14 protein-coding genes are annotated in these 18,208 nt (G+C 73.1%); 8 read left to right on the forward strand and 6 right to left on the reverse strand.

The window, feature by feature from the left end; all coding sequences use genetic code 11:
- Positions 1 to 22: 22 nt before the first annotated feature.
- Entirely contained in the window at positions 23 to 706 is a 684-nt protein-coding gene (locus ELQ39_RS20515; RefSeq protein ID WP_242593255.1) for a TetR/AcrR family transcriptional regulator, read from the forward strand.
- Positions 707 to 742: 36 nt separating this feature from the next.
- On the opposite strand, the gene ELQ39_RS20520 is transcribed toward ELQ39_RS20515, so the two are convergent.
- Positions 743 to 2,221: a helix-turn-helix domain-containing protein gene (locus ELQ39_RS20520; RefSeq protein ID WP_242593257.1), complete on the reverse strand. Its 1,479-nt coding sequence runs from the start codon at positions 2,219 to 2,221 to the stop codon at positions 743 to 745.
- Positions 2,222 to 2,406: 185 nt separating this feature from the next.
- Here ELQ39_RS20520 and ELQ39_RS20525 point away from each other — a divergent pair, with 185 nt between their 5' ends.
- Genes ELQ39_RS20525 through ELQ39_RS20535 form a run of 3 tightly spaced genes read left to right on the forward strand, consistent with a single transcriptional unit; the run spans position 2,407 to position 6,591 of the window.
- Positions 2,407 to 3,885 (forward strand): sodium:solute symporter, encoded by a 1,479-nt coding sequence (locus tag ELQ39_RS20525; protein ID WP_242593259.1) that lies wholly within the window; start codon positions 2,407 to 2,409, stop codon positions 3,883 to 3,885.
- 55 nt (positions 3,886 to 3,940) lie between these two features.
- The gene (gene speB / locus ELQ39_RS20530; RefSeq protein ID WP_225628635.1) at positions 3,941 to 4,909 is read left to right on the forward strand and encodes an agmatinase; all 969 of its coding nucleotides are present in this window, start codon (positions 3,941 to 3,943) and stop codon (positions 4,907 to 4,909) included.
- A complete protein-coding gene (locus tag ELQ39_RS20535; RefSeq protein WP_242593261.1) occupies positions 4,906 to 6,591 on the forward strand; it encodes a thiamine pyrophosphate-binding protein in 1,686 nt (561 codons plus the stop codon). Before speB ends, ELQ39_RS20535 begins: the two co-directional genes overlap by 4 nt.
- Before the next feature lie 6 nt (positions 6,592 to 6,597).
- Here the strand turns inward: ELQ39_RS20535 and ELQ39_RS20540 are convergent, their stop codons facing one another.
- Complete coding sequence (locus tag ELQ39_RS20540) at positions 6,598 to 7,437, reverse strand: helix-turn-helix domain-containing protein (protein WP_190000739.1); 840 nt, start codon at positions 7,435 to 7,437, stop codon at positions 6,598 to 6,600.
- A gap of 113 nt (positions 7,438 to 7,550) precedes the next feature.
- On the opposite strand from ELQ39_RS20540, the gene ELQ39_RS20545 reads away from it, so the two are divergent.
- On the forward strand, positions 7,551 to 8,147 hold the full coding sequence (locus tag ELQ39_RS20545) for an NADPH-dependent FMN reductase (protein WP_242593263.1): 597 nt from the start codon (positions 7,551 to 7,553) through the stop codon (positions 8,145 to 8,147).
- Positions 8,148 to 8,165: 18 nt separating this feature from the next.
- Here the strand turns inward: ELQ39_RS20545 and ELQ39_RS20550 are convergent, their stop codons facing one another.
- Positions 8,166 to 8,534: a hypothetical protein gene (locus tag ELQ39_RS20550; RefSeq protein ID WP_242593265.1), complete on the reverse strand. Its 369-nt coding sequence runs from the start codon at positions 8,532 to 8,534 to the stop codon at positions 8,166 to 8,168.
- Between the two features lie 67 nt (positions 8,535 to 8,601).
- Positions 8,602 to 9,417 carry an endonuclease I family protein gene (locus ELQ39_RS20555; protein ID WP_242593267.1) on the reverse strand — a complete coding sequence of 272 codons (816 nt, stop codon included), beginning with the start codon at positions 9,415 to 9,417 and terminating at the stop codon, positions 8,602 to 8,604.
- Between the two features lie 215 nt (positions 9,418 to 9,632).
- On the opposite strand from ELQ39_RS20555, the gene ELQ39_RS20560 reads away from it, so the two are divergent.
- The 3 genes from ELQ39_RS20560 to ELQ39_RS20570 all read left to right on the forward strand — a co-directional run bounded on the left by ELQ39_RS20560 (position 9,633) and on the right by ELQ39_RS20570 (position 15,382).
- Positions 9,633 to 13,340, forward strand: a complete 3,708-nt coding sequence (locus tag ELQ39_RS20560) for an ABC transporter ATP-binding protein (protein ID WP_242593269.1) — start codon at positions 9,633 to 9,635, stop codon at positions 13,338 to 13,340.
- Between the two features lie 112 nt (positions 13,341 to 13,452).
- On the forward strand, positions 13,453 to 13,842 hold the full coding sequence (locus ELQ39_RS20565; protein ID WP_242593271.1) for a hypothetical protein: 390 nt from the start codon (positions 13,453 to 13,455) through the stop codon (positions 13,840 to 13,842).
- Between the two features lie 106 nt (positions 13,843 to 13,948).
- Positions 13,949 to 15,382, forward strand: coding sequence for a S28 family serine protease (locus ELQ39_RS20570; protein WP_242593273.1), 1,434 nt, complete (start codon positions 13,949 to 13,951; stop codon positions 15,380 to 15,382).
- Positions 15,383 to 15,395: 13 nt separating this feature from the next.
- On the opposite strand, the gene ELQ39_RS20575 is transcribed toward ELQ39_RS20570, so the two are convergent.
- On the reverse strand, positions 15,396 to 16,016 hold the full coding sequence (locus ELQ39_RS20575; protein ID WP_242593274.1) for a hypothetical protein: 621 nt from the start codon (positions 16,014 to 16,016) through the stop codon (positions 15,396 to 15,398).
- Between the two features lie 209 nt (positions 16,017 to 16,225).
- Positions 16,226 to 18,070, reverse strand: a complete 1,845-nt coding sequence (locus tag ELQ39_RS20580) for a glycoside hydrolase family 3 protein (RefSeq protein WP_242593277.1) — start codon at positions 18,068 to 18,070, stop codon at positions 16,226 to 16,228.
- Positions 18,071 to 18,208: the final 138 nt, after the last annotated feature.

An 18,208-nucleotide genomic window follows, 5' to 3' on the forward strand; every position in this document is an offset into this window, starting at 1 on the left:
GTTTAGGCGGAAGCGAGAGACAGTGACGACGCGATCCTCTCGGAACACGGCCCGGGACACCGTGCGGGCGGACGCCCGGCGCAACCGGGAGCGCCTCCTCGCCGCGGCCCGCGCGGTCTTCGCCGAGCACGGGATCGACGCCCCGATGGCGACCGTGGCCCGGCGGGCCGGGGTCGGCGTGGCGACCCTGTACCGGCACTTCCCGACCCGGGAGGCGCTGGTGCGGGGCGCGTTCGCGCGGCAGATGGAGACCTGCGGCCGGGCCCTTGGTGACGCCCTGGCCGCCGACGACCCGTGGACGGGCCTGACGCACCTGGTCGAGACGGTCTGCGCCCTCCAGCGGGAGGAACGCGGATTCCCGGCCGCGTTCCTCGACGCCTTCCCGGAGACCAGGGAGGAGCACGCGCACTCCCGTGAGCAGGCCGAACGCGACCTCACCGTCCTGGTGCGCAGAGCCCAGGCGTCGGGTGCGCTCCGGCCCGACTTCCACCCGTCCGACCTCGTCGTCGCCCTGGTGGCCCACTGCGGCTTGGTGGCGGCCCTCCCGGACGACCCGAGGGCGTCCCGCCGCCTGGTGGCGTACCTGCTCCAGTCGTTCCGGGCCGCCCCGCCCACCGCACCGTTGCCCGCGCCGTCGGGACTGACCCTGCGCGGCCTGCCCCTGACACCGGAGGGCGGGGGATCCCGGACGCCCCGCCGGTCCTGACCGGCTCCGGGCCGCTCACGCGGGCCGGGCCAACGGTCACGTCCGCCGCAGCGCGAACCACAGCTCCATGCGGACGTCCGGGTCGTCCAGGTCCGCGTCCAGGAGCGACGCGCAGCGCGCGATGCGCTGCCGGACCGTGTTGCGGTGGACGTCCAGGGCGACCGCCGTGCGGTCCCAGCTGCCGTGGAGGGACAGCCAGGTGCGCAGGGTGTCGACCAGGGCCGGGGACCGCTCTATGGGCGCGAGGAGCGCGCGGGCGTGGGCGTCCGCTTCCGCCGGGGGGACCAGGTCCGTGAGGGCCGTCGGGCGGTCGCCGTGACGGAGCAGCGGGGTGCGGGTGGCGCGGGCGCGGGCCAGGGCGCGGGCGGCCTGGGTGTCGGCGGCCGGCCAGTCCCGCGGGGCCGCCGCAGCGCTGACGCCGAGCGTCCAGCCCGGCACCCGCTCCACCGTCCGCCCGTCGGGCACCAGGACCCGCACCACCTCGCCAGAGACGTCCACCAGGGACGAGCCGAGGGCCGCGCCGAGCGCGGAGGCGGCCACCGGGTCCGGCGCCGCCCGCCCGTCCGGCCTGCCGTGCACGACCCGCCACCGGTCACCGCCGAGCAGCGGCGCCACCTCCGCGGGCGCCGCGCCCAGCAGCAGCCGTACCAGCGCGGAGGAGCGGCCGGCGCCCGAGCCGCTGTGCCGTTCGCCGGTGAGCAGGGAGAGCAGCACGGCCGCGACGGACGCGATGGTGTGGTCGCCCGCGTCCCGCTGCGGGGCGGCCGTCCCGAGCACGAACCCCTCGCCGTTGCCCAGCGCGTGCGCGACCAGCCGCAGCCCGGCCACCGTGTCGGACGCGGAGGAGGGGCGGGCGTCCGAGGGCTCCTGTCCCGACGGCCGTACGACCTCCGCGAGTTTCGCCAGCGCCGTGCGTGTCTCCTCGCCCGGATCGGTCCCGGCGGCCGCGATCCGTGTGCCCTCGGGTCCGTACAGCACCGCGCGTCCGCCCAGGCGGCGGGCGAGCTGCTGGAGGACGGAGGGGACCGGGTCCGGGCGGGCGGCGGCGGTGGCCAGGCTCTGCTGGGCCTCCGTTACCCGCCGCAGCTCGGCCGTGCGGGCCTGCGCCATCAGCTGCCACACCGCCCGCGCCACCGCCGAGAACGTGGTCCTCGGCGGCACCTCCAGCAGCGGCAGCCCGTGCATCTCGCACGCCTCCACCAGCGCCCCGGGCACCGTGTCGTGCACCGGCGCGACACCGAAGCCGAGCGCCGCCCCGCCCGCCGCGACGATCCGCGACACGTACGCGTCGAAGTAGCCCGCGCCCGCGCCGTCCGGGACGTGCACGCCCGCCGACAGCAGCAGCTCGCCGCCCAGCAGGTACGGGTAGGGGTCGGCCATCTCCGAGGTGTGCGCCCAGTGCACCACGACCGCCGGGTCCGCGGGGCCCGCGATCCGGCGCAGGCCCAGGTCCGCGCGGGCGAGCAGCGCGTCCAGGGGGACGGGTGGAGTGGGCGGAACAGCGGGGTCCGGCATGGTGGACGTTTCCTCCATCCCAGGATGTCGATCTGGATGAAACGTACACTTCGCAGTCGCTTTTCGGCCACCTAAGGTCGGGTCACCGGCAACCCGCGGGTACGGGCGGATGTCCCCGCGCGGCGCCGGTGAGCGCGATCCGTCTGCACGACACGCCACCGACAGTGCGCGAAGGAGGCCCCCGCATGGCCGTGGACTACCTGGTCATCGTCGTCTATATGGCCGGCATGCTGGCCATGGGCTGGTGGGGCATGCGCCGCGCCAGGTCCAAGAGCGAGTTCCTGGTGGCCGGCCGCCGCCTGGGTCCCGCCATGTACTCCGGCACCATGGCCGCCATCGTCCTCGGCGGCGCCTCCACCATCGGCGGCGTGGGCCTCGGCTACCAGTACGGCCTGTCGGGCGCCTGGATGGTGTTCACCATCGGCCTCGGACTGCTCGCCCTCAGCGTCTTCTTCTCCGCCCGTATCGCCCGGCTGAAGGTCTACACCGTCTCGGAGATGCTCGACCTGCGCTACGGCGGCCGGGCCGGCGTCATCTCCGGCCTCGTCATGTGGGCGTACACCCTGATGCTCGCGGTGACCTCGACGATCGCCTACGCCACGATCTTCGACGTCCTCTTCGACATCAACCGCACCCTCGCGATCGTCCTCGGCGGCTCGATCGTCGTCGCGTACTCCACGCTCGGCGGCATGTGGTCGATCACGCTCACCGACATGGTGCAGTTCGTCGTGAAGACGATCGGCGTGCTGCTCCTGCTGCTGCCCATCGCCGTGGTCAAGGCGGGCGGCTTCAGCGAGATGAAGGCACAGCTGCCCACCGAGTACTTCGACCCGCTGGGCATCGGCGGCGAGACGATCTTCACCTACGTGCTGATCTACACGTTCGGCATGCTCATCGGGCAGGACATCTGGCAGCGTGTGTTCACCGCCCGCAGCGACCGCACGGCCCGCTGGGGCGGCACCGTCGCCGGCACCTACTGCCTCGCCTACGCCGTCGCCGGCGCGGTCATCGGCACCGCGGCCAAGGTGCTCTACCCGAAGCTCGCCAGCCCCGACGACGCGTTCGCCACCATCGTCAAGGACGAGCTGCCCATGGGCGTGCGCGGCCTCGTGCTGGCCGCCGCGCTCGCCGCCGTGATGTCGACGTCCTCCGGCGCGCTGATCGCCTGCGCCACCGTCGCCAACAACGACATCTGGGCGCGGCTGCGCGGCATCGTCCGCCCGGAGCGCGAGCAGCACGACGAGGTCAGGGGCAACCGCGCCTTCATCCTGCTGATGGGTCTCGCCGTGATCGCCACCGCCATCGCCCTCAACGACGTCGTCCAGGCGCTGACCGTCGCGTACAACCTGCTGGTCGGCGGGCTGCTCGTGCCCATCCTCGGCGGGCTGCTGTGGAAGCGCGGCACCGCCCAGGGCGCCCTCGCCTCCGTCGCCGTGGGCGGCCTCGCCGTGATCGGCCTGATGGCCGCGTACGGCATCCTCGCCAACGAGCCCGTCTACTACGGCCTCCTCGCCTCCCTCGCGGCCTACGTCGTCGTCTCCCTCGCCACCCGCCCGACCGACGCGGCCGTCCTCGCCGCCTGGCGCGAGCGCCTCGCAGGACGCGGCACCGAGCCGGAGAACGCGTCCGAAACCGTGTCCGAACAGGTCCCGGCCGCCCAGTAGCATCGTGGGCAGTCACCACATACGCGACGAAACGTAGGAAAGAGAGCAGTCCTTCATGAGCAGCAACGAGACGCCCCGCGGCCCCGTCGACTCGTCCCGCGTGCCGCGCTACGCGGGTCCCGCGACCTTCGCCCGGCTGCCCCGGCTCGACGAGGTCGGCCGCGCCGACGTCGCCGTCGTGGGCGTGCCGTTCGACTCGGGCGTCTCCTACCGGCCGGGCGCCCGCTTCGGCGGCAACGCCATCCGCGAGGCGTCCCGGCTGCTGCGCCCCTACAACCCCGCGCAGGACGCCTCCCCCTTCGCCCTCGCGCAGGTCGCGGACGGCGGTGACATCGCCGTCAACCCGTTCAACATCAACGAGGCCGTCGAGACGATAGAGGCCGCCGCCGACGACCTCCTCGGCACCGGCGCCCGCCTGATGACCCTCGGCGGCGACCACACCATCGCGCTGCCGCTGCTCAGGAGCGTCGCCAGGAAGCACGGCCCGGTCGCGCTGCTCCACTTCGACGCGCACCTCGACACCTGGGACACCTACTTCGGCGCCGAGTACACCCACGGCACGCCGTTCCGCCGGGCCGTCGAGGAGGGCATCCTCGACACCGAGGCGCTCTCCCACGTCGGCACCCGCGGCCCGCTCTACGGCAAGCAGGACCTCACCGACGACGAGAAGATGGGCTTCGGCATCGTCACCTCCGCGGACGTCTACCGCCGCGGCGCCGACGAGGTCGCCGACCAGCTCCGGCAGCGCATCGGCGACCGCCCGCTGTACATCTCCATCGACATCGACTGCCTCGACCCGGCCCACGCCCCCGGCACCGGCACGCCCGAGGCGGGCGGCATGACCTCCCGCGAGCTGCTGGAGATCCTGCGCGGCCTCGCCTCCTGCAACCTGGTCTCGGCCGACGTCGTCGAGGTGGCGCCCGCGTACGACCACGCCGAGATCACTTCGGTCGCCGCGTCCCACACGGCGTACGAACTGACCACGATCATGTCCCGCCAGATTGCGGAGGCCCGCGCCAAGTGACGCACGACCACGACCTGGAGCTCCGTCCGACCGCCGCGCAGACGGAGGCGGCGCTGAACCCCCCGCCCGGCCGCACCGGCGGAGACCTGGTCGTGGAGACCCTGGCCGGGCTCGGCGCGACCACCGTCTTCGGGCTGCCCGGCCAGCACGCCCTCGGCATGTTCGACGCGCTGCGCCGCTCCGACCTGCGCTACATCGGCCTGCGCGTGGAGAACAACGCGGGCTTCGCGGCCGACGCGTACGGCCGCATCACCGGCGAGGCGGCCCCGCTGCTGCTGTCCACCGGACCCGGCGCGCTCACCTCGCTGGCCGCGCTCCAGGAGGCGGCGGCCGCGTCCGCGCCGGTGCTGGCGATCAGCAGCCAGGTGCCGACGGCCGGCCTCGGCGGCGGACGCCACGGCTATCTGCACGAACTCCCCGACCAGTCCGCCTCGTTCCGGGGCGTCGTCAAGTCCGTGCACACGGTCCGCACGGCCTCCCAGATCCCGTCGGCGATCGCGGCGGCGTGGAAGTCGGCGCTCACCGTCCCGCACGGGCCCGTGTGGGTGGAGATCCCGCAGGACGTGCTGCTCGCGAAGACGGTCCTGCCGGTGGTGACGGCGATGGACGCCACCCCGGACGAGCTGCCCCCGCGCCCCGAACTCACCGCGCTGGCCGCGCACCTGCTGTCCGGGGCGGAACGCCCCGCGATCATCGCGGGCGGCGGAGTGGTCCGCTCCGACGCCTCCGGCAAGCTGCGGCAGCTCGCCGAGCGCCTTCAGGCGCCCGTGGTGACCACCCCCGGCGGCAAGGGCGCCTTCCCGTGGACCCACCCGCTGTCCCTGCAGTCCTGGATCGAGGACCGCCACACCACCGACTTCCTGGAGGACGCGGACGTCCTGCTCGTCGTCGGCTCCGGACTCGGCGAACTCTCCTCGAACTACCACACGTTCAAGCCTCGCGGCCGGGTCATCCAGATCGAGGCCGACCTCGGCAAACTGGAGTCCAACCACCCCGGCATCGGCATCCACGCGGACGCCCGCCTCGCCCTCCAGGCGCTCCTGGAGACGGCCGGGCCCCGCGAGGACGACACCGCCCCGGCGCGGGTGCGGGAGCTGCTGGACCGGGTGCGGGCCCGCATCGACGGGCAGGACCTGGCGCTGGAGCAGCAGGTCCTGACGGCCGTGCGGCGCGCCCTGCCGACCGGCTCGCCGTCCTTCTGGGACATGACGATCCTCGCCTACTGGGCGTGGTCCGCGTTCGACGCGATGGGCCCCAACCACCTGCACTCGGCGCAGGGCGCCGGCGGTCTCGGCTACGGCTTTCCCGCCGCCCTCGGCGCGGCGGTCGCCGACCCCACCCGCCCGGTGCTGGCGGTCTCCGGCGACGGCGGCGCGCTGTACTCGATCGCCGAGCTGGCCACGGCCCGCCAGTACGACCTGGACGTCACCTGGCTGATCGTCGACGACGGCGGCTACGGCATCCTGCGCGAGTACATGACGGACGCCTTCGGCGAGCCCACGGCGACCGAGCTGACCCGCCCGGACTACGTGGCCCTCGCCGAGTCCTTCGGCGTCCCCGGCGTCCGCACCACCCCCGAGTCCCTGGAGGAGGACCTCGCCAAGGCCCTCTCCACCCCTGGTCCCTCGGTGGTCGTCCTCCCGGCGGTCCTCCGCATGTTCGCGCCGACGCACCTGGGCTGAAGGCTCCTAGGAAATCGCCCGGAGCCGTCCGTGCGCCGTCCGGCCACCGAGACGGGCGAGCGCCTCGGACGTCGCCTCGCCGTCGGGCAGGAGGACCAGCAGCAGCTGGGAGTCCGACGGCAGTTCGAGGTACTCGCGGCGCAGACGCAGCTCACCCGCGTCGGGGTGGTGGAGCCGCAGCACGCCCCGCTCCGGGACCTTGTGGCGGTTCATCCGGCGGGTGAACTCCGGACCCGCCGCCGGGGCCAGCTCCGCCGCCAGCCACTCCGCGTTCTCCGCCCTCGGACCGAGCCACAGGTCGAAGACCTGCTCGTCGGCGACCTCGTCCCAGTCGGGGAAGAGGGACCGGGCGCGCGGGTCGGTGAACACGTACCGCGTGAGGTTCGGCCCGTCGGCGTCCAGCAGTCCCGTGCCGGCCGCGACCGCCTCGTAGCCGGAGGTCCAGGCGAGGAGGTCGCCCAGCCGGTTGGTGACCACCGCGACGCCCGGTTCCAGCAGCCGCAGGGTCTCCCGCACCGGCGCACGGACCTCCCGGCGGGCGGGCTCCGGCCCGAGGTGCCCGGTGCACTCGTCGCCGCCGATCTTCGCCAGGTACCGCACGTGCTCCCGCTCCGCCGGGGTCAGCGCGAGCGCGTCGCACAGCGCGTGCAGCACGGCCACCGAGGGGTTGCGGTCGCGGCCCTGCTCGATCCGGGTCAGGTACTCGACGCTCACCCCGGCCCGCGCGGCCACGTCCGAGCGGCGCAGCCCGGGGGAGCGGCGGCGGCCGTGCTCCGGGAGCCCCAGCTGCTCCGGCTGGGTGCTGTCGCGCTTGAGCCGCAGGAAGTCGCCCAGTGGTGTCCCCATGCCGCGAGGATAGGACGGCGGACCCGCCCGTGCGCAGTGCTCAGCGTGGCCCTGCGGGGGCCAGCCTGAGCGCGGTCTGGCTGCCGTCCCGGGCCGCTTCCAGGGTGGACGGCATGGACATCAACACGCACAAGCTCGTGGTCGTCGTCGGCAGCGTCCGTGAGGGACGGTTCGGTCCCGTGGTGGGCTCGTGGGTCGCGGAGCAGGCCCGCGGGCACGGCGGCTTCGACGTCGAGGTCGTCGACCTGGCCGAGCACGACATCCCCCTGACCCTGCCGGACGCCTACCCCTCGGTGGCCGGCGCCTCCTACCCGCGCCCCGCCTCCATGGCACCGCTCACGGCGGCGCTGGACGGCGCGGACGCCTTCATCATGGTCACGCCGGAGTACAACCGCAGCTACCCGGCCTCCCTCAAGGCCGCGATCGACTGGCACTACACCCAGTGGGCGGCCAAGCCCGTCGCGTTCGTCAGCTACGGCGGCGGGGCGGGCGGCCGGCACGCCGTCCTGCACCTGGAGAACGTGATGGGCGAGCTGCACGCGGTGACCATCCGCGACGGTCTCGCCTTCCCGCTGAACCGGGTGGCGTGGGAGGACGGCCGCCCCGCCGACCCGGAGTCCGCGGGCTACGCGAAGAAGCTGCTGGACCAGCTCTCCTGGTGGGCGGGCGCCCTCCGCACGGCCCGGGAGACGGTGCCGTACCCGGCGTGACGGAGGGCGGGAGCCGTCTCAGTGAAGCAGTTCCCCGAACTTGTCCCGGTAGTGGTCGAGACCCTCGGCGTACCCCGAGGAGAAGGCCTGCTGCTCGGGCGGGGACATGGTGTCGCGGCTCACGCCGTCCGCCGGCAGGAGGTCCGGCAGTTCGCGGTGGACGGTCACCGCGGCCTTCCATCGCTCGCCTCCCCGGCGTCTGGCCCGGAGGAGGTGGGAGCCCAGCGCGGACAGTTCCCTGCCCACCACGGTCGCCGGCCTCTTCTTCGCGAGGAACTCCTCGGGCTTCGGCGGAGACCCCTCCGACGTGGCGAGGAGCCGCAGCGTCCAGAGGGCGGCGAGCAGGCGTCCGGACAGGGTGTGGGGACTCGGTGTCGCGTCGGTCATGAGGCAGTCTGCCCCGTTTCCGGCACCGGTCACCCCGCAGGCGCGGTGACCGGTGCCCGTCCCGCCGTCACCAGATGGCCTCGACCCACTCCGGGTGGTCGATGAACGGGTTCCGGTTGTGCTGGTACGACGCGAAGATGACGTCGTTGCGGTTCACCTCGAACGCGCTCGGCGGGTCCTGCTGGTGCCACTGCTTCAGCACCGAGAGGCGGCCGTGGTACGGGTTGGTGCCGTTGGTGACGGTGTCGTTGGGCTCCAGGTCGGGCCAGCCGTCGGTGCCCTCGTAGCGGACCGCCATGTAGAGGATCATGCGGGCCACGTCACCCTTGACGGCGTCACGGGGTTCGAAGGAGTTCGAGTCGGTGAGGCTGCCGCCGCTGTTGGTGAACGAACTGCCGCCGTTGTCGAAGTCCTTGTTGCCGCGGATGGAGTTGACCTGCACGTCCTCGGGACGCAGGTGGTGCAGGTCGGTGCCGGGGCCGGTGGAGGTGCCGAAGTCGCCGTGCGACTTGGCCCAGACGTGCTCGCGGTTCCAGTCGCCCACGTCACCGCCGTTGAGCGTCTTGCTGCGGGAGATGCCCGAGTAGAGCAGGATCACGTTGCTGCTGTTGTCCGGGTCCTGGTCGGTGACCTTCAGCGCCTCCCAGACCGCCGAGTACGACAGCTTCGTCTGGTCGCTGATGATCGTGTGCAGGGCGGACTTGAGGGCTGTGCCGGTCTTGCCGGCCGCGGCGTCGTAGTACGCCGGGTCGTAGGACGCCGTCGTGGCGGTCTCCGTCACCGTGGCCGGGGTGGCGGTCGCGGCGGGGGCGGCGAGGCCGGCGAGCACGGCGGCCGTGGCGAGGGCCGCCGCCTTGCGGTGCCGTATGCGTATGGCGAGCATGTGGGGTGTCCGATCTACGCGGGTTGCACAAGGGAGATACCCGAGAGACTGGCATGGACATGCAGTCAAGCGCGTGGAGACGGCGTGTCGATTGCGTGACGAGAATCCGACGCCGCGTAGGCGGTGCGCGCCCGCGGAATTGTTGCGGAGGGATGAAATCCGCTTCGGTCGGCGTTGGAGCCTTCCGGAAGATCAGGACGATCGGAGGGCACCGCGTGACAGCGCAACGGGGATGGGCACGACGGCTGGCCGCCTACGCGTGGCGGCACCCCAGGAACGTCGTCCTGGCCCTCGGCTCCTCCCTCGCCGGCATGGCCGTGATGGCCCTGGTCCCGCTGATCACCAAGGTGATCATCGACGACGTGATCGGCGACAAGACCCGGGACATGGGCACCTGGGCCGGCCTGCTGGTCGGCGCCGCCCTCGCCGTCTACGTCCTCACCTACATCCGCCGCTACTACGGCGGGAAGCTCGCCCTCGACGTCCAGCACGACCTGCGCACCGAGATGTTCGGGTCGATCGCCCGGCTCGACGGCAGACGCCAGGACGAGCTGTCCACCGGACAGGTCGTCGGCCGCGCCACCAGCGACCTCCAGCTCATCCAGGGCCTGCTCTTCATGCTGCCGATGACCATCGGCAACCTGCTGCTGTTCGTGATCTCCCTGGTGATCATGGCGTCGCTGTCCCTGCCGCTCACCGCGATCGCGCTCGCCGTGGCCCCCGCCCTGTGGTGGATCGCCAAGCGCAGCCGCACCCGGCTGCACCCCTCCACCTGGTACGCCCAGGCGCAGGCCGGCGCCGTCGCCGGGGTGGTCGACGGCGCGGTCAGCGGCGTCCGCGTGGTCAAGGGCTTCGGCCAGGAGGACCAGGAGACCGGCAAGCTCCGCGAGGTCGGCCGCCGGCTGTTCGCGGGACGCCTGCGCACCATCAAGCTGAACTCCCGCTACACCCCCGCCCTCCAGTCCGTGCCCGCCCTCGGCCAGGTCGCGATGCTCGCCCTCGGCGGCTGGCTCGCGGTGCGCGGGCACATCACGCTGGGCACCTTCGTCGCCTTCTCCACCTACCTCGCCCAGCTCGTCGGCCCCGTCCGGATGCTCGCCGTCGTCCTCACCGTCGCCCAGCAGGCCCGCGCCGGCACCGAGCGCGTCCTCGACCTGATCGACACGGAGCCGTCCCTCACCGACGGCACCAAGGAGCTGCCCGCCGACGCCCCCGCGACCGTCGAGTTCGACGACGTCGCCTTCGGCTACGACCCCGGGCGGCCCGTCCTCGACGGCCTGTCCTTCGAGATCCGCCCCGGTGAGACCCTCGCCGTGGTCGGCGCCTCAGGATCCGGCAAGTCCACCGTCTCCCTGCTGCTGCCGCGCTTCTACGACGTCACCCGCGGCGCCGTCCTGGTCGGCGGCCACGACGTCCGCGAGCTGACCACCGCCTCGCTGCGCGCCGCCATCGGCCTGGTCCCGGAGGACTCCTTCCTGTTCTCCGACACCGTCCGCAACAACATCGCGTACGGCCGTCCCGACGCCACCGACGACGAGATCCGGGCCGCCGCCCGCGCCGCCCAGGCCGACCGCTTCATCGACGAGCTGCCCGACGGCTACGACACCACCGTCGGCGAGCACGGCCTGACCCTCTCCGGCGGACAGCGCCAGCGCATCGCCCTGGCCCGCGCCATCCTCACCGACCCGCGCCTGCTCGTCCTGGACGACGCGACCTCCGCCGTGGACGCCCGCGTCGAGCACGAGATCCACGAGGCGCTGAAGAGCGTCATGCGGGGCCGTACGACCCTGCTGATCGCCCACCGCCGCTCCACCCTGAACCTCGCCGACCGCATCGCGGTCCTGGAGAACGGCCGGCTCTCCGACATCGGCACCCACGACGAGCTCCAGCGCCGCTCCCCGCTGTACCGGCGGCTGCTCACCGACCCCGACGAGCTGGGCGCCGTCTCCCCCGGCCACACCCCGGCCGCGGGCCCGCGCGAGGAGGACACCTCCGTGCGCGCCGAGCTGGACGCCGAGTTCGACGCCGAGCGGGGCGTCACCCCGCGCCTGTGGACCGGCGACCGCGAACCCCGCGACACCGCCCTGGACGGCGCCCCGGCCACCCCGGAACTCCTCGAGCAGGTCGCCGCGCTGCCCCCGGCCGACGACGTGCCCGACGTCGACGAGGCCCGCGCGGTCCGCCCCGAGGACTCCTACGGCCTGCGCCGCCTGCTGCAGGGCTTCCGCACGCCTCTGCTGATCAGCCTCGCCCTGGTCGCCGTGGACGCCGGCATGGGCCTGCTGCTGCCGATCCTGATCCGGCACGGCATCGACGAGGGCGTCACCCGCGCCGCCCAGGGCGCGGTCTGGGCGGCCGCCCTGCTGGGCCTGTTCACCGTGCTCGCCCAGTGGGCGGCGCAGACCGGCGAGATCCGTATGACCGGACGCACCGGCGAACGCGTCCTGTACACGCTGCGGCTGAAGATCTTCGCCCAGCTCCAGCGGCTCGGCCTCGACTTCTACGAGCGTGAGCTGACCGGCCGGATCATGACCCGGATGACCACGGACGTGGACGCGCTGTCCACGTTCCTGCAGACCGGCCTGGTCACCGCGTTCGTCTCGGTGGTCACCTTCTTCGGCATCATGGTCGCCCTGCTGGCGCTCGACGTCGGCCTCGCCCTCGTCGTCTTCGCCACCCTGCCCCTCCTGATCGTCGCCACGTACTTCTTCCGCCGGGCCAGCGTGAAGGCGTACGAGCTGGCGCGGGAGCGGGTGTCGGTGGTCAACGCCGACCTCCAGGAGTCGGTCGCCGGGCTGCGGGTCGTGCAGGCCTTCCGCCGTGAGGGGGACGGCGCGCGGCGGTTCGCGGAGCGCAGCGCCGCCTACCGCAGCGCCCGCATCCGCGGCCAGTGGCTGATCTCCGTGTACTTCCCGTTCGTGCAGCTGCTGTCCTCGGTCGCCGCGGCGGCGGTGCTCGTGGTCGGCGGCGGCCGGGTCGACGACGGCACGCTCGCCATCGGCTCGCTGGTCGCGTACCTGCTCTACATCGACCTGTTCTTCGCGCCCGTGCAGCAGCTCTCCCAGGTCTTCGACGGCTACCAGCAGGCGTCCGTCTCCCTCGGCCGCATCCAGGAGCTGCTGCGCGAGCCGACCTCCACGAAAGCCCCGGCCAAGCCGCTCCCGGTGACGTCCCTGCGCGGCGAGATCGCCTTCGAGGACGTGCACTTCTCCTACGGCGACGGCGAGGAGGCCCTCACCGCCGTCGACCTCACCATCCCGGCCGGGCAGACCGTCGCGTTCGTCGGCGAGACCGGCGCCGGCAAGTCCACCCTGGTCAAGCTGGTCGCCCGGTTCTACGACCCCACCTCCGGGCGGGTCACCGTCGACGGCACCGACCTGCGCGACCTGGACCTCACCGCGTACCGGCACCGGCTGGGCGTCGTACCGCAGGAGGCGTACCTCTTCCCCGGCACCGTCCGCGACGCCATCGCCTACGGCCGCCCCGACGCCACCGACGCCGAGGTGGAGGCCGCGGCCCGCGCGGTCGGCGCGCACGAGATGATCGCCACCCTGGACGGCGGCTACCTCCACGAGGTCGCCGAGCGCGGCCGCAACCTGTCGGCGGGCCAGCGCCAGCTGATCGCCCTCGCCCGCGCCGAACTCGTCGACCCGGACGTGCTGCTGCTCGACGAGGCCACCGCCGCCCTCGACCTGGCCACCGAGGCGCAGGTCAACGCGGCCACCGACCGCATCGCCGGCCGCCGTACCACGCTGGTGGTCGCCCACCGGCTGACCACCGCCGCCCGCGCCGACCGGGTGGTCGTCATGGACCACGGCCGCGTCGCCGAGGACGGCACCCACGAGGAACTGCTGCGCAGGGGCGGCCGCTACGCCGCGCTGTGGCGGACGTTCGTCGGTGAGGACGTACCCGCACCGGCCTGATCCGGCCGTATGCCGGCGGCGCACACCGGCTCGCGCAACCGTGCGACCTACGCCGTGCGTCCGTACACGCGTACGCCGTCGGTTCCGGCGGGCGCGGTACGGGAGGACGACTGTGCGCAGTGGAGCGATACACCGGCGACTCGCGCCGGTCCTTGCGGTGCTGATCGCGTCGGGGCTGCTCACCCTGGCGGCGCCGGCCCAGGAGGCGGAGGCGGCCGCCCTGTGTCCCGGACGCAAGGTGCGGACCCTGCCGTTCTCCACCGGGTCGGTGCTCGTCTACAAGCGCGGCGGATACGTCTGCGCCGTCACCGTCGCCAAGAAGCAGGGCGTGAAGCGGAACATGGCGGTGAGCGTGCGGGCGCGCGGCGGCCGGCCCGTGGTCGACGAAGGGCAGTTCGCCTACCACGCGGGCCCGGTGACCGTGCACGCCGGACGCCGCTGCGTCTGGGTCACCGGCCGGGTCGGGGCGGACTCCGTCAGCTCCGGCTGGATCCTCTGCTGACCCTTCCGCACGCCCGCCGTGCACAGGGTTTTCCCTATGTCCCCTGGTGCGGTGAGGAGTTGGTCGAGTAGCTTCCGGCGCACATCTGTCTCACAGGGGAGTGCGCATGCGCAAGGCGCTCAGATGGCTGCTGGCGCTCACGGTGCTCATAGGCACACTGGGCACGGCCGGGGCGGCCACCGCCGCCGAGCCGGACGCCACCGGCACCACTGACATCAAGGAGAGGCTGCTCGCGATCCCGGGCATGAGCCTCGTCGAGGAGAAGCCGTACACCGGGTACCGCTTCTTCGTCCTGAACTACACCCAGCCGGTCGACCACCGCAGGCCCGCCAAGGGCACGTTCGAGCAGCGGATCACCGTGCTGCACAAGGACACCGCGCGGCCCACCGTCTTCTACACCGGCGGCTACAGCGTCTCCACGACGCCGCGGCGCGCCGAGCCGACCCAGATCGTGGACGGCAACCAGGTCTCCATGGAGTACCGCTTCTTCACCCCGTCCCGGCCCGAGCCGGCCGACTGGAGCAAGCTGGACATCTGGCAGGCCGCCAGTGACCAGCACCGCATCTTCACCGCGCTGAAGAAGATCTACAGCGAGAACTGGCTGTCCACGGGCGGTTCCAAGGGCGGCATGACCGCCACCTACTACGAGCGTTTCTACCCGCGGGACATGGACGGCGTCGTCGCCTACGTCGCCCCCAACGACGTGGTGAACAAGGAGGACTCGGCCTACGACCGGTTCTTCCGCACCGTCGGCACCAAGGAGTGCCGCGACCGGCTGAACGGCGTGCAGCGCGAGGCGCTGGTGCGCCGGGCACCGCTGGAGAAGAAGTACGCCGCCTACGCCGCCGAGAACGGCTACACGTTCGACACCATCGGCAGCCTGGACCGTGCCTACGAGGCGGTCGTCCTGGACTACGTCTGGGGTTTCTGGCAGTACAGCACCGTCGCCGACTGCCAGGACATCCCGGCGGACGCCAGGAACGCGACGGACGACGAGATCTGGAACTCCGTCGACACGATCTCGGGCTTCTCGTTCTACACGGACCAGGGCCTGAGCCCGTACACGCCGTACTACTACCAGGCCGGCACCCAGCTGGGCGCGCCGACCATCCACTTCCCGCACATCGAGAAGAAGTACGTCCGCTACGGCTACCAGCCCCCGCGCAACTTCGTGCCGCGCTCCATCGACATGAAGTTCCAGCCGCACGCCATGCGTGACGTCGACACCTGGGTCCGCCACAACGCCCGGCACATGCTGTTCGTGTACGGCGAGAACGACCCGTGGGGCGCCGAGCCGTTCCGCCTCGGCAAGGGCGCGCGCGACTCGTACGTCTTCACCGCGCCCGGCATGAACCACGGCGCGAACGTGGCCGGACTGGTCGAGAAGGAGAAGGCGCTGGCCACCGCCAGGATCCTGGAGTGGGCGGGCGTCGCCCCGAACGCCGTCCAGGCGAACCCGGCGGCCGCGAAGCCGCTGGCGAAGTTCGACGCGAAGCTCGACAAGCGGGACGTCGAACCGCGGCACGCGCTGCGTCCGTGAGACGGGGGCGGGGTCACACCGGGACGGCGCAGCCGACCGGTGAGGTCCCGCCCAGCCGGACGTAGAGGGCCGTGGACGCCGGGCACGCGGACCGGGCGTCCACGGCCTTCGTCACCTTGAACTCCGGCCTCCTGGGCCCGCTCCCGCCGCAGGCCGTCTCCCGCACCTTGCCGCCGTCGAGGGCGTACACGCAGTCGCCGACGACGGTGCGCGGACCGCCCCCGCCGCCCGGGTCGCCCGGGTGCGGCGGCTGGAGGTTCCGCATGCAGGCGCGGCCGCGCGGCACCATCCCGTCGCCGTCCTCGTCGGCGGCCGGCCACCGCTCGCTGATGTGCAGCACGAAGTCGGTGGTGGGCGGGCAGGGCGGGCCGTCGCGCGCGGTGCCGTCGTGCCGGGCCGTCACCCGGGCCGCCGCGCGCTCGCTCGCACAGGACACCTCGGTGAAGCTGGTGCGCCCGAAGGAGCTGCACTCCCCGACGTCGAGGAAGACCGCCCCGTACCCGGTCGGCCGCACGGGCGACGCCACGGCCGCCGTCCCGCCCGCCGCGTCCGGCGGCGCCTCCCGGCACCCGACGAGCACCACGAGCCCCGTCAGGACCGCCACGGCCCCTGCCCCCCAGTCGCGCACACGCATCGGCGTCCCCCCGGATCTCCCCGCCCCAGCCTGACCGCCCGATGCCGGGACACGCCAGACAAGTGGGGGTGTTTGCGCATATGGGGGGTGGTGGGCCGGGCGGCCGGCGTAGGGGGGTTACGCCCCGCCGGGGAGAGGCCGTGATCGCGGCTGACCAGGACGCCTCGTCCGGACGCCCGGGGGCACGTCCGGACGGGCGTCCCCGGCCGTCAGTACGTCAGCCCGTGCCCCACCGGGTACAGCACCGCCGTCGGGTCGTCGGCGCGCTGGACCGGGACCGGGAGGGTGCCGCGGGGGCGGACCTTGCCGGCGATCACGCGGGCCGCCGCGCGGAGTTCGACGTCGGTCCAGGAGTACGACGCCAGGTAGGCGCGCACGCCGGGCAGACGGGCCACGTCGTACGGGTTGCGGACGGCCACCGCGACGACCGGCTTCCCGGTCGCCAGCAACTGCTCGACGAGCGTCTTCTGGCTGCTGGACGCGGTGACGTTGTACGTCCCGACGACCACCGCGTCCGCGTCCTGCGCGGCCGCCACGGCCTTGGCGACGGTCGCCGCGGAGGGCGCCGTGCCGGTGGACAGGGCGGTCGCGGTGAAGCCCAGCTCCGTCAGGGCGCCCGCGAGCACCCCGGTGGGCGGGCCCGTGGTGCCGGACGGGGACGCCGGGTCGGCGCCGACCACCAGCACCTTGGGCGTGCGGCGGCGGGACAGCGGCAGCAGACCGCCCTCGTTGACCAGCAGGGTCGTGCCGTGATCGGCGATCCGGTCGGCGGCGGCCAGGTGCGACCGGGCGCCGACCACGCGGTCCACGCCCGCGTGGCTGACGTAGGGGTCGTCGAAGAGGCCCAGACGGGCCTTCAGACGCAGCACGCGCAGGATCGATTCGTCGAGGCGCGCCTCCGTCAGCTCGCCGCTCCGCACGGCCTGGAGCACCGCGTTCCAGGCGATGTCCAGGGACGGCGGGTTGAGCAGCTGGTCCACGCCCGCCTTCAGCGCCAGCACCGGCACCCGGTCGTCGCCGTACTTGGTGCGCACGCCCTCCATGCCGAGGGAGTCGGTCACCACCACGCCGTCGTAGCCGAGCTCCTCGCGCAGGATGCCCGTGAGGATCGGGTGGGACAGCGTGGCCGGGTCCTCGGAGGCGTCGAGCGCCGGGACGACGATGTGCGCGGTCATGATCGAGTCGATGCCCGCGGCGATCGCCGCCCGGAACGGCGGCGCGTCCAGCTCCTCCCACTGCTCGCGGGTGTGGTGGATCCACGGCAGGTCCTCGTGGCTGTCCGTGATCGTGTCGCCGTGTCCCGGGAAGTGCTTGGCGGTGGCCGCGACACCCGACGACTCGTAGCCCCGCACCTCCGCCGCGACCAGCTCGGCGACCGCGTGCGGGTCGGCGCCGAAGGAGCGCACGCCGATGACCGGGTTGGCCGGGTTGACGTTCACGTCGGCCACGGGGGAGTAGTTCTGACGGATGCCCAGGGCGCGCAGCTCACGTCCCGCGACCCGGCCCAGGGTGCGCGCGTCCGAACGGGAACCGCCCGCGCCGACGTTCATCGCGCCCGGCATCAGCGTCGCGGGCTCGCCCACGCGGGCCACGATGCCGTGCTCCTGGTCGGTCGAGATCAGCACGGGCAGACCGCGCGGCAGACCGAGGGACGCCTTCTGGATGCCGTTGGACAGGTCGGCGATCTGGTGCGGATCGCGGGTGTTGTGCGCCCAGGCGAAGTAGATGATGCCGCCGACCCGGTACTTGGCGACCAGTTCGGCGGCCGTGCGCACCCCGATCTCGGACAGGTTGGCGTCGATGTCGGCCTGGTCGGGGTCGGTGGCGGAGTGGCCGTAGACCCGCATCACGAAGAGCTGGCCGACCTTCTCCTCCAGCGTCATACGGGAGATGAGGGCGCGCAGCTTGCGGTCGTCGGGACGGTGCGCGCCGGTGGCCGCATGGACCGTGCCGCCGGCCGCCAGGACGGAGGTGACGCCCGCCGTCGCGGCGAGGACGGTACGTCTGGACGGGCGGGCGGTGCTTGCCGTGGATCCGGGGCTGCTGTCGGGCACGTGCGCTCCTTTGGGAGGTGATCCGCGGGGGACCGGGGATCCGCTGAAGGAAACTGCCAGGAGGCCACGAATATCCGGGAAGTTTCTGCCAGTCAAGGGCGTGTGCAGCATCCGGAGGGGGCCGCCGTCGGCGCGGCG

Source organism: Streptomyces sp. GB4-14 (genome assembly GCF_022696125.1).
Taxonomy (GTDB): domain Bacteria; phylum Actinomycetota; class Actinomycetes; order Streptomycetales; family Streptomycetaceae; genus Streptomyces; species Streptomyces werraensis.

Coding starts and splice junctions, on each gene's coding strand:
- ELQ39_RS20520 (WP_242593257.1), bottom strand. CDS start 2,221: ATGCCGGACCCCGCTGTTCCGCCCACTCCACCCGTCCCCCTGGACGCG.
- ELQ39_RS20525 (WP_242593259.1), top strand. CDS start 2,407: ATGGCCGTGGACTACCTGGTCATCGTCGTCTATATGGCCGGCATGCTG.
- speB (WP_225628635.1), top strand. CDS start 3,941: ATGAGCAGCAACGAGACGCCCCGCGGCCCCGTCGACTCGTCCCGCGTG.
- ELQ39_RS20540 (WP_190000739.1), bottom strand. CDS start 7,437: ATGGGGACACCACTGGGCGACTTCCTGCGGCTCAAGCGCGACAGCACC.
- ELQ39_RS20545 (WP_242593263.1), top strand. CDS start 7,551: ATGGACATCAACACGCACAAGCTCGTGGTCGTCGTCGGCAGCGTCCGT.
- ELQ39_RS20550 (WP_242593265.1), bottom strand. CDS start 8,534: ATGACCGACGCGACACCGAGTCCCCACACCCTGTCCGGACGCCTGCTC.
- ELQ39_RS20555 (WP_242593267.1), bottom strand. CDS start 9,417: ATGCTCGCCATACGCATACGGCACCGCAAGGCGGCGGCCCTCGCCACG.
- ELQ39_RS20570 (WP_242593273.1), top strand. CDS start 13,949: ATGCGCAAGGCGCTCAGATGGCTGCTGGCGCTCACGGTGCTCATAGGC.
- ELQ39_RS20575 (WP_242593274.1), bottom strand. CDS start 16,016: ATGCGTGTGCGCGACTGGGGGGCAGGGGCCGTGGCGGTCCTGACGGGG.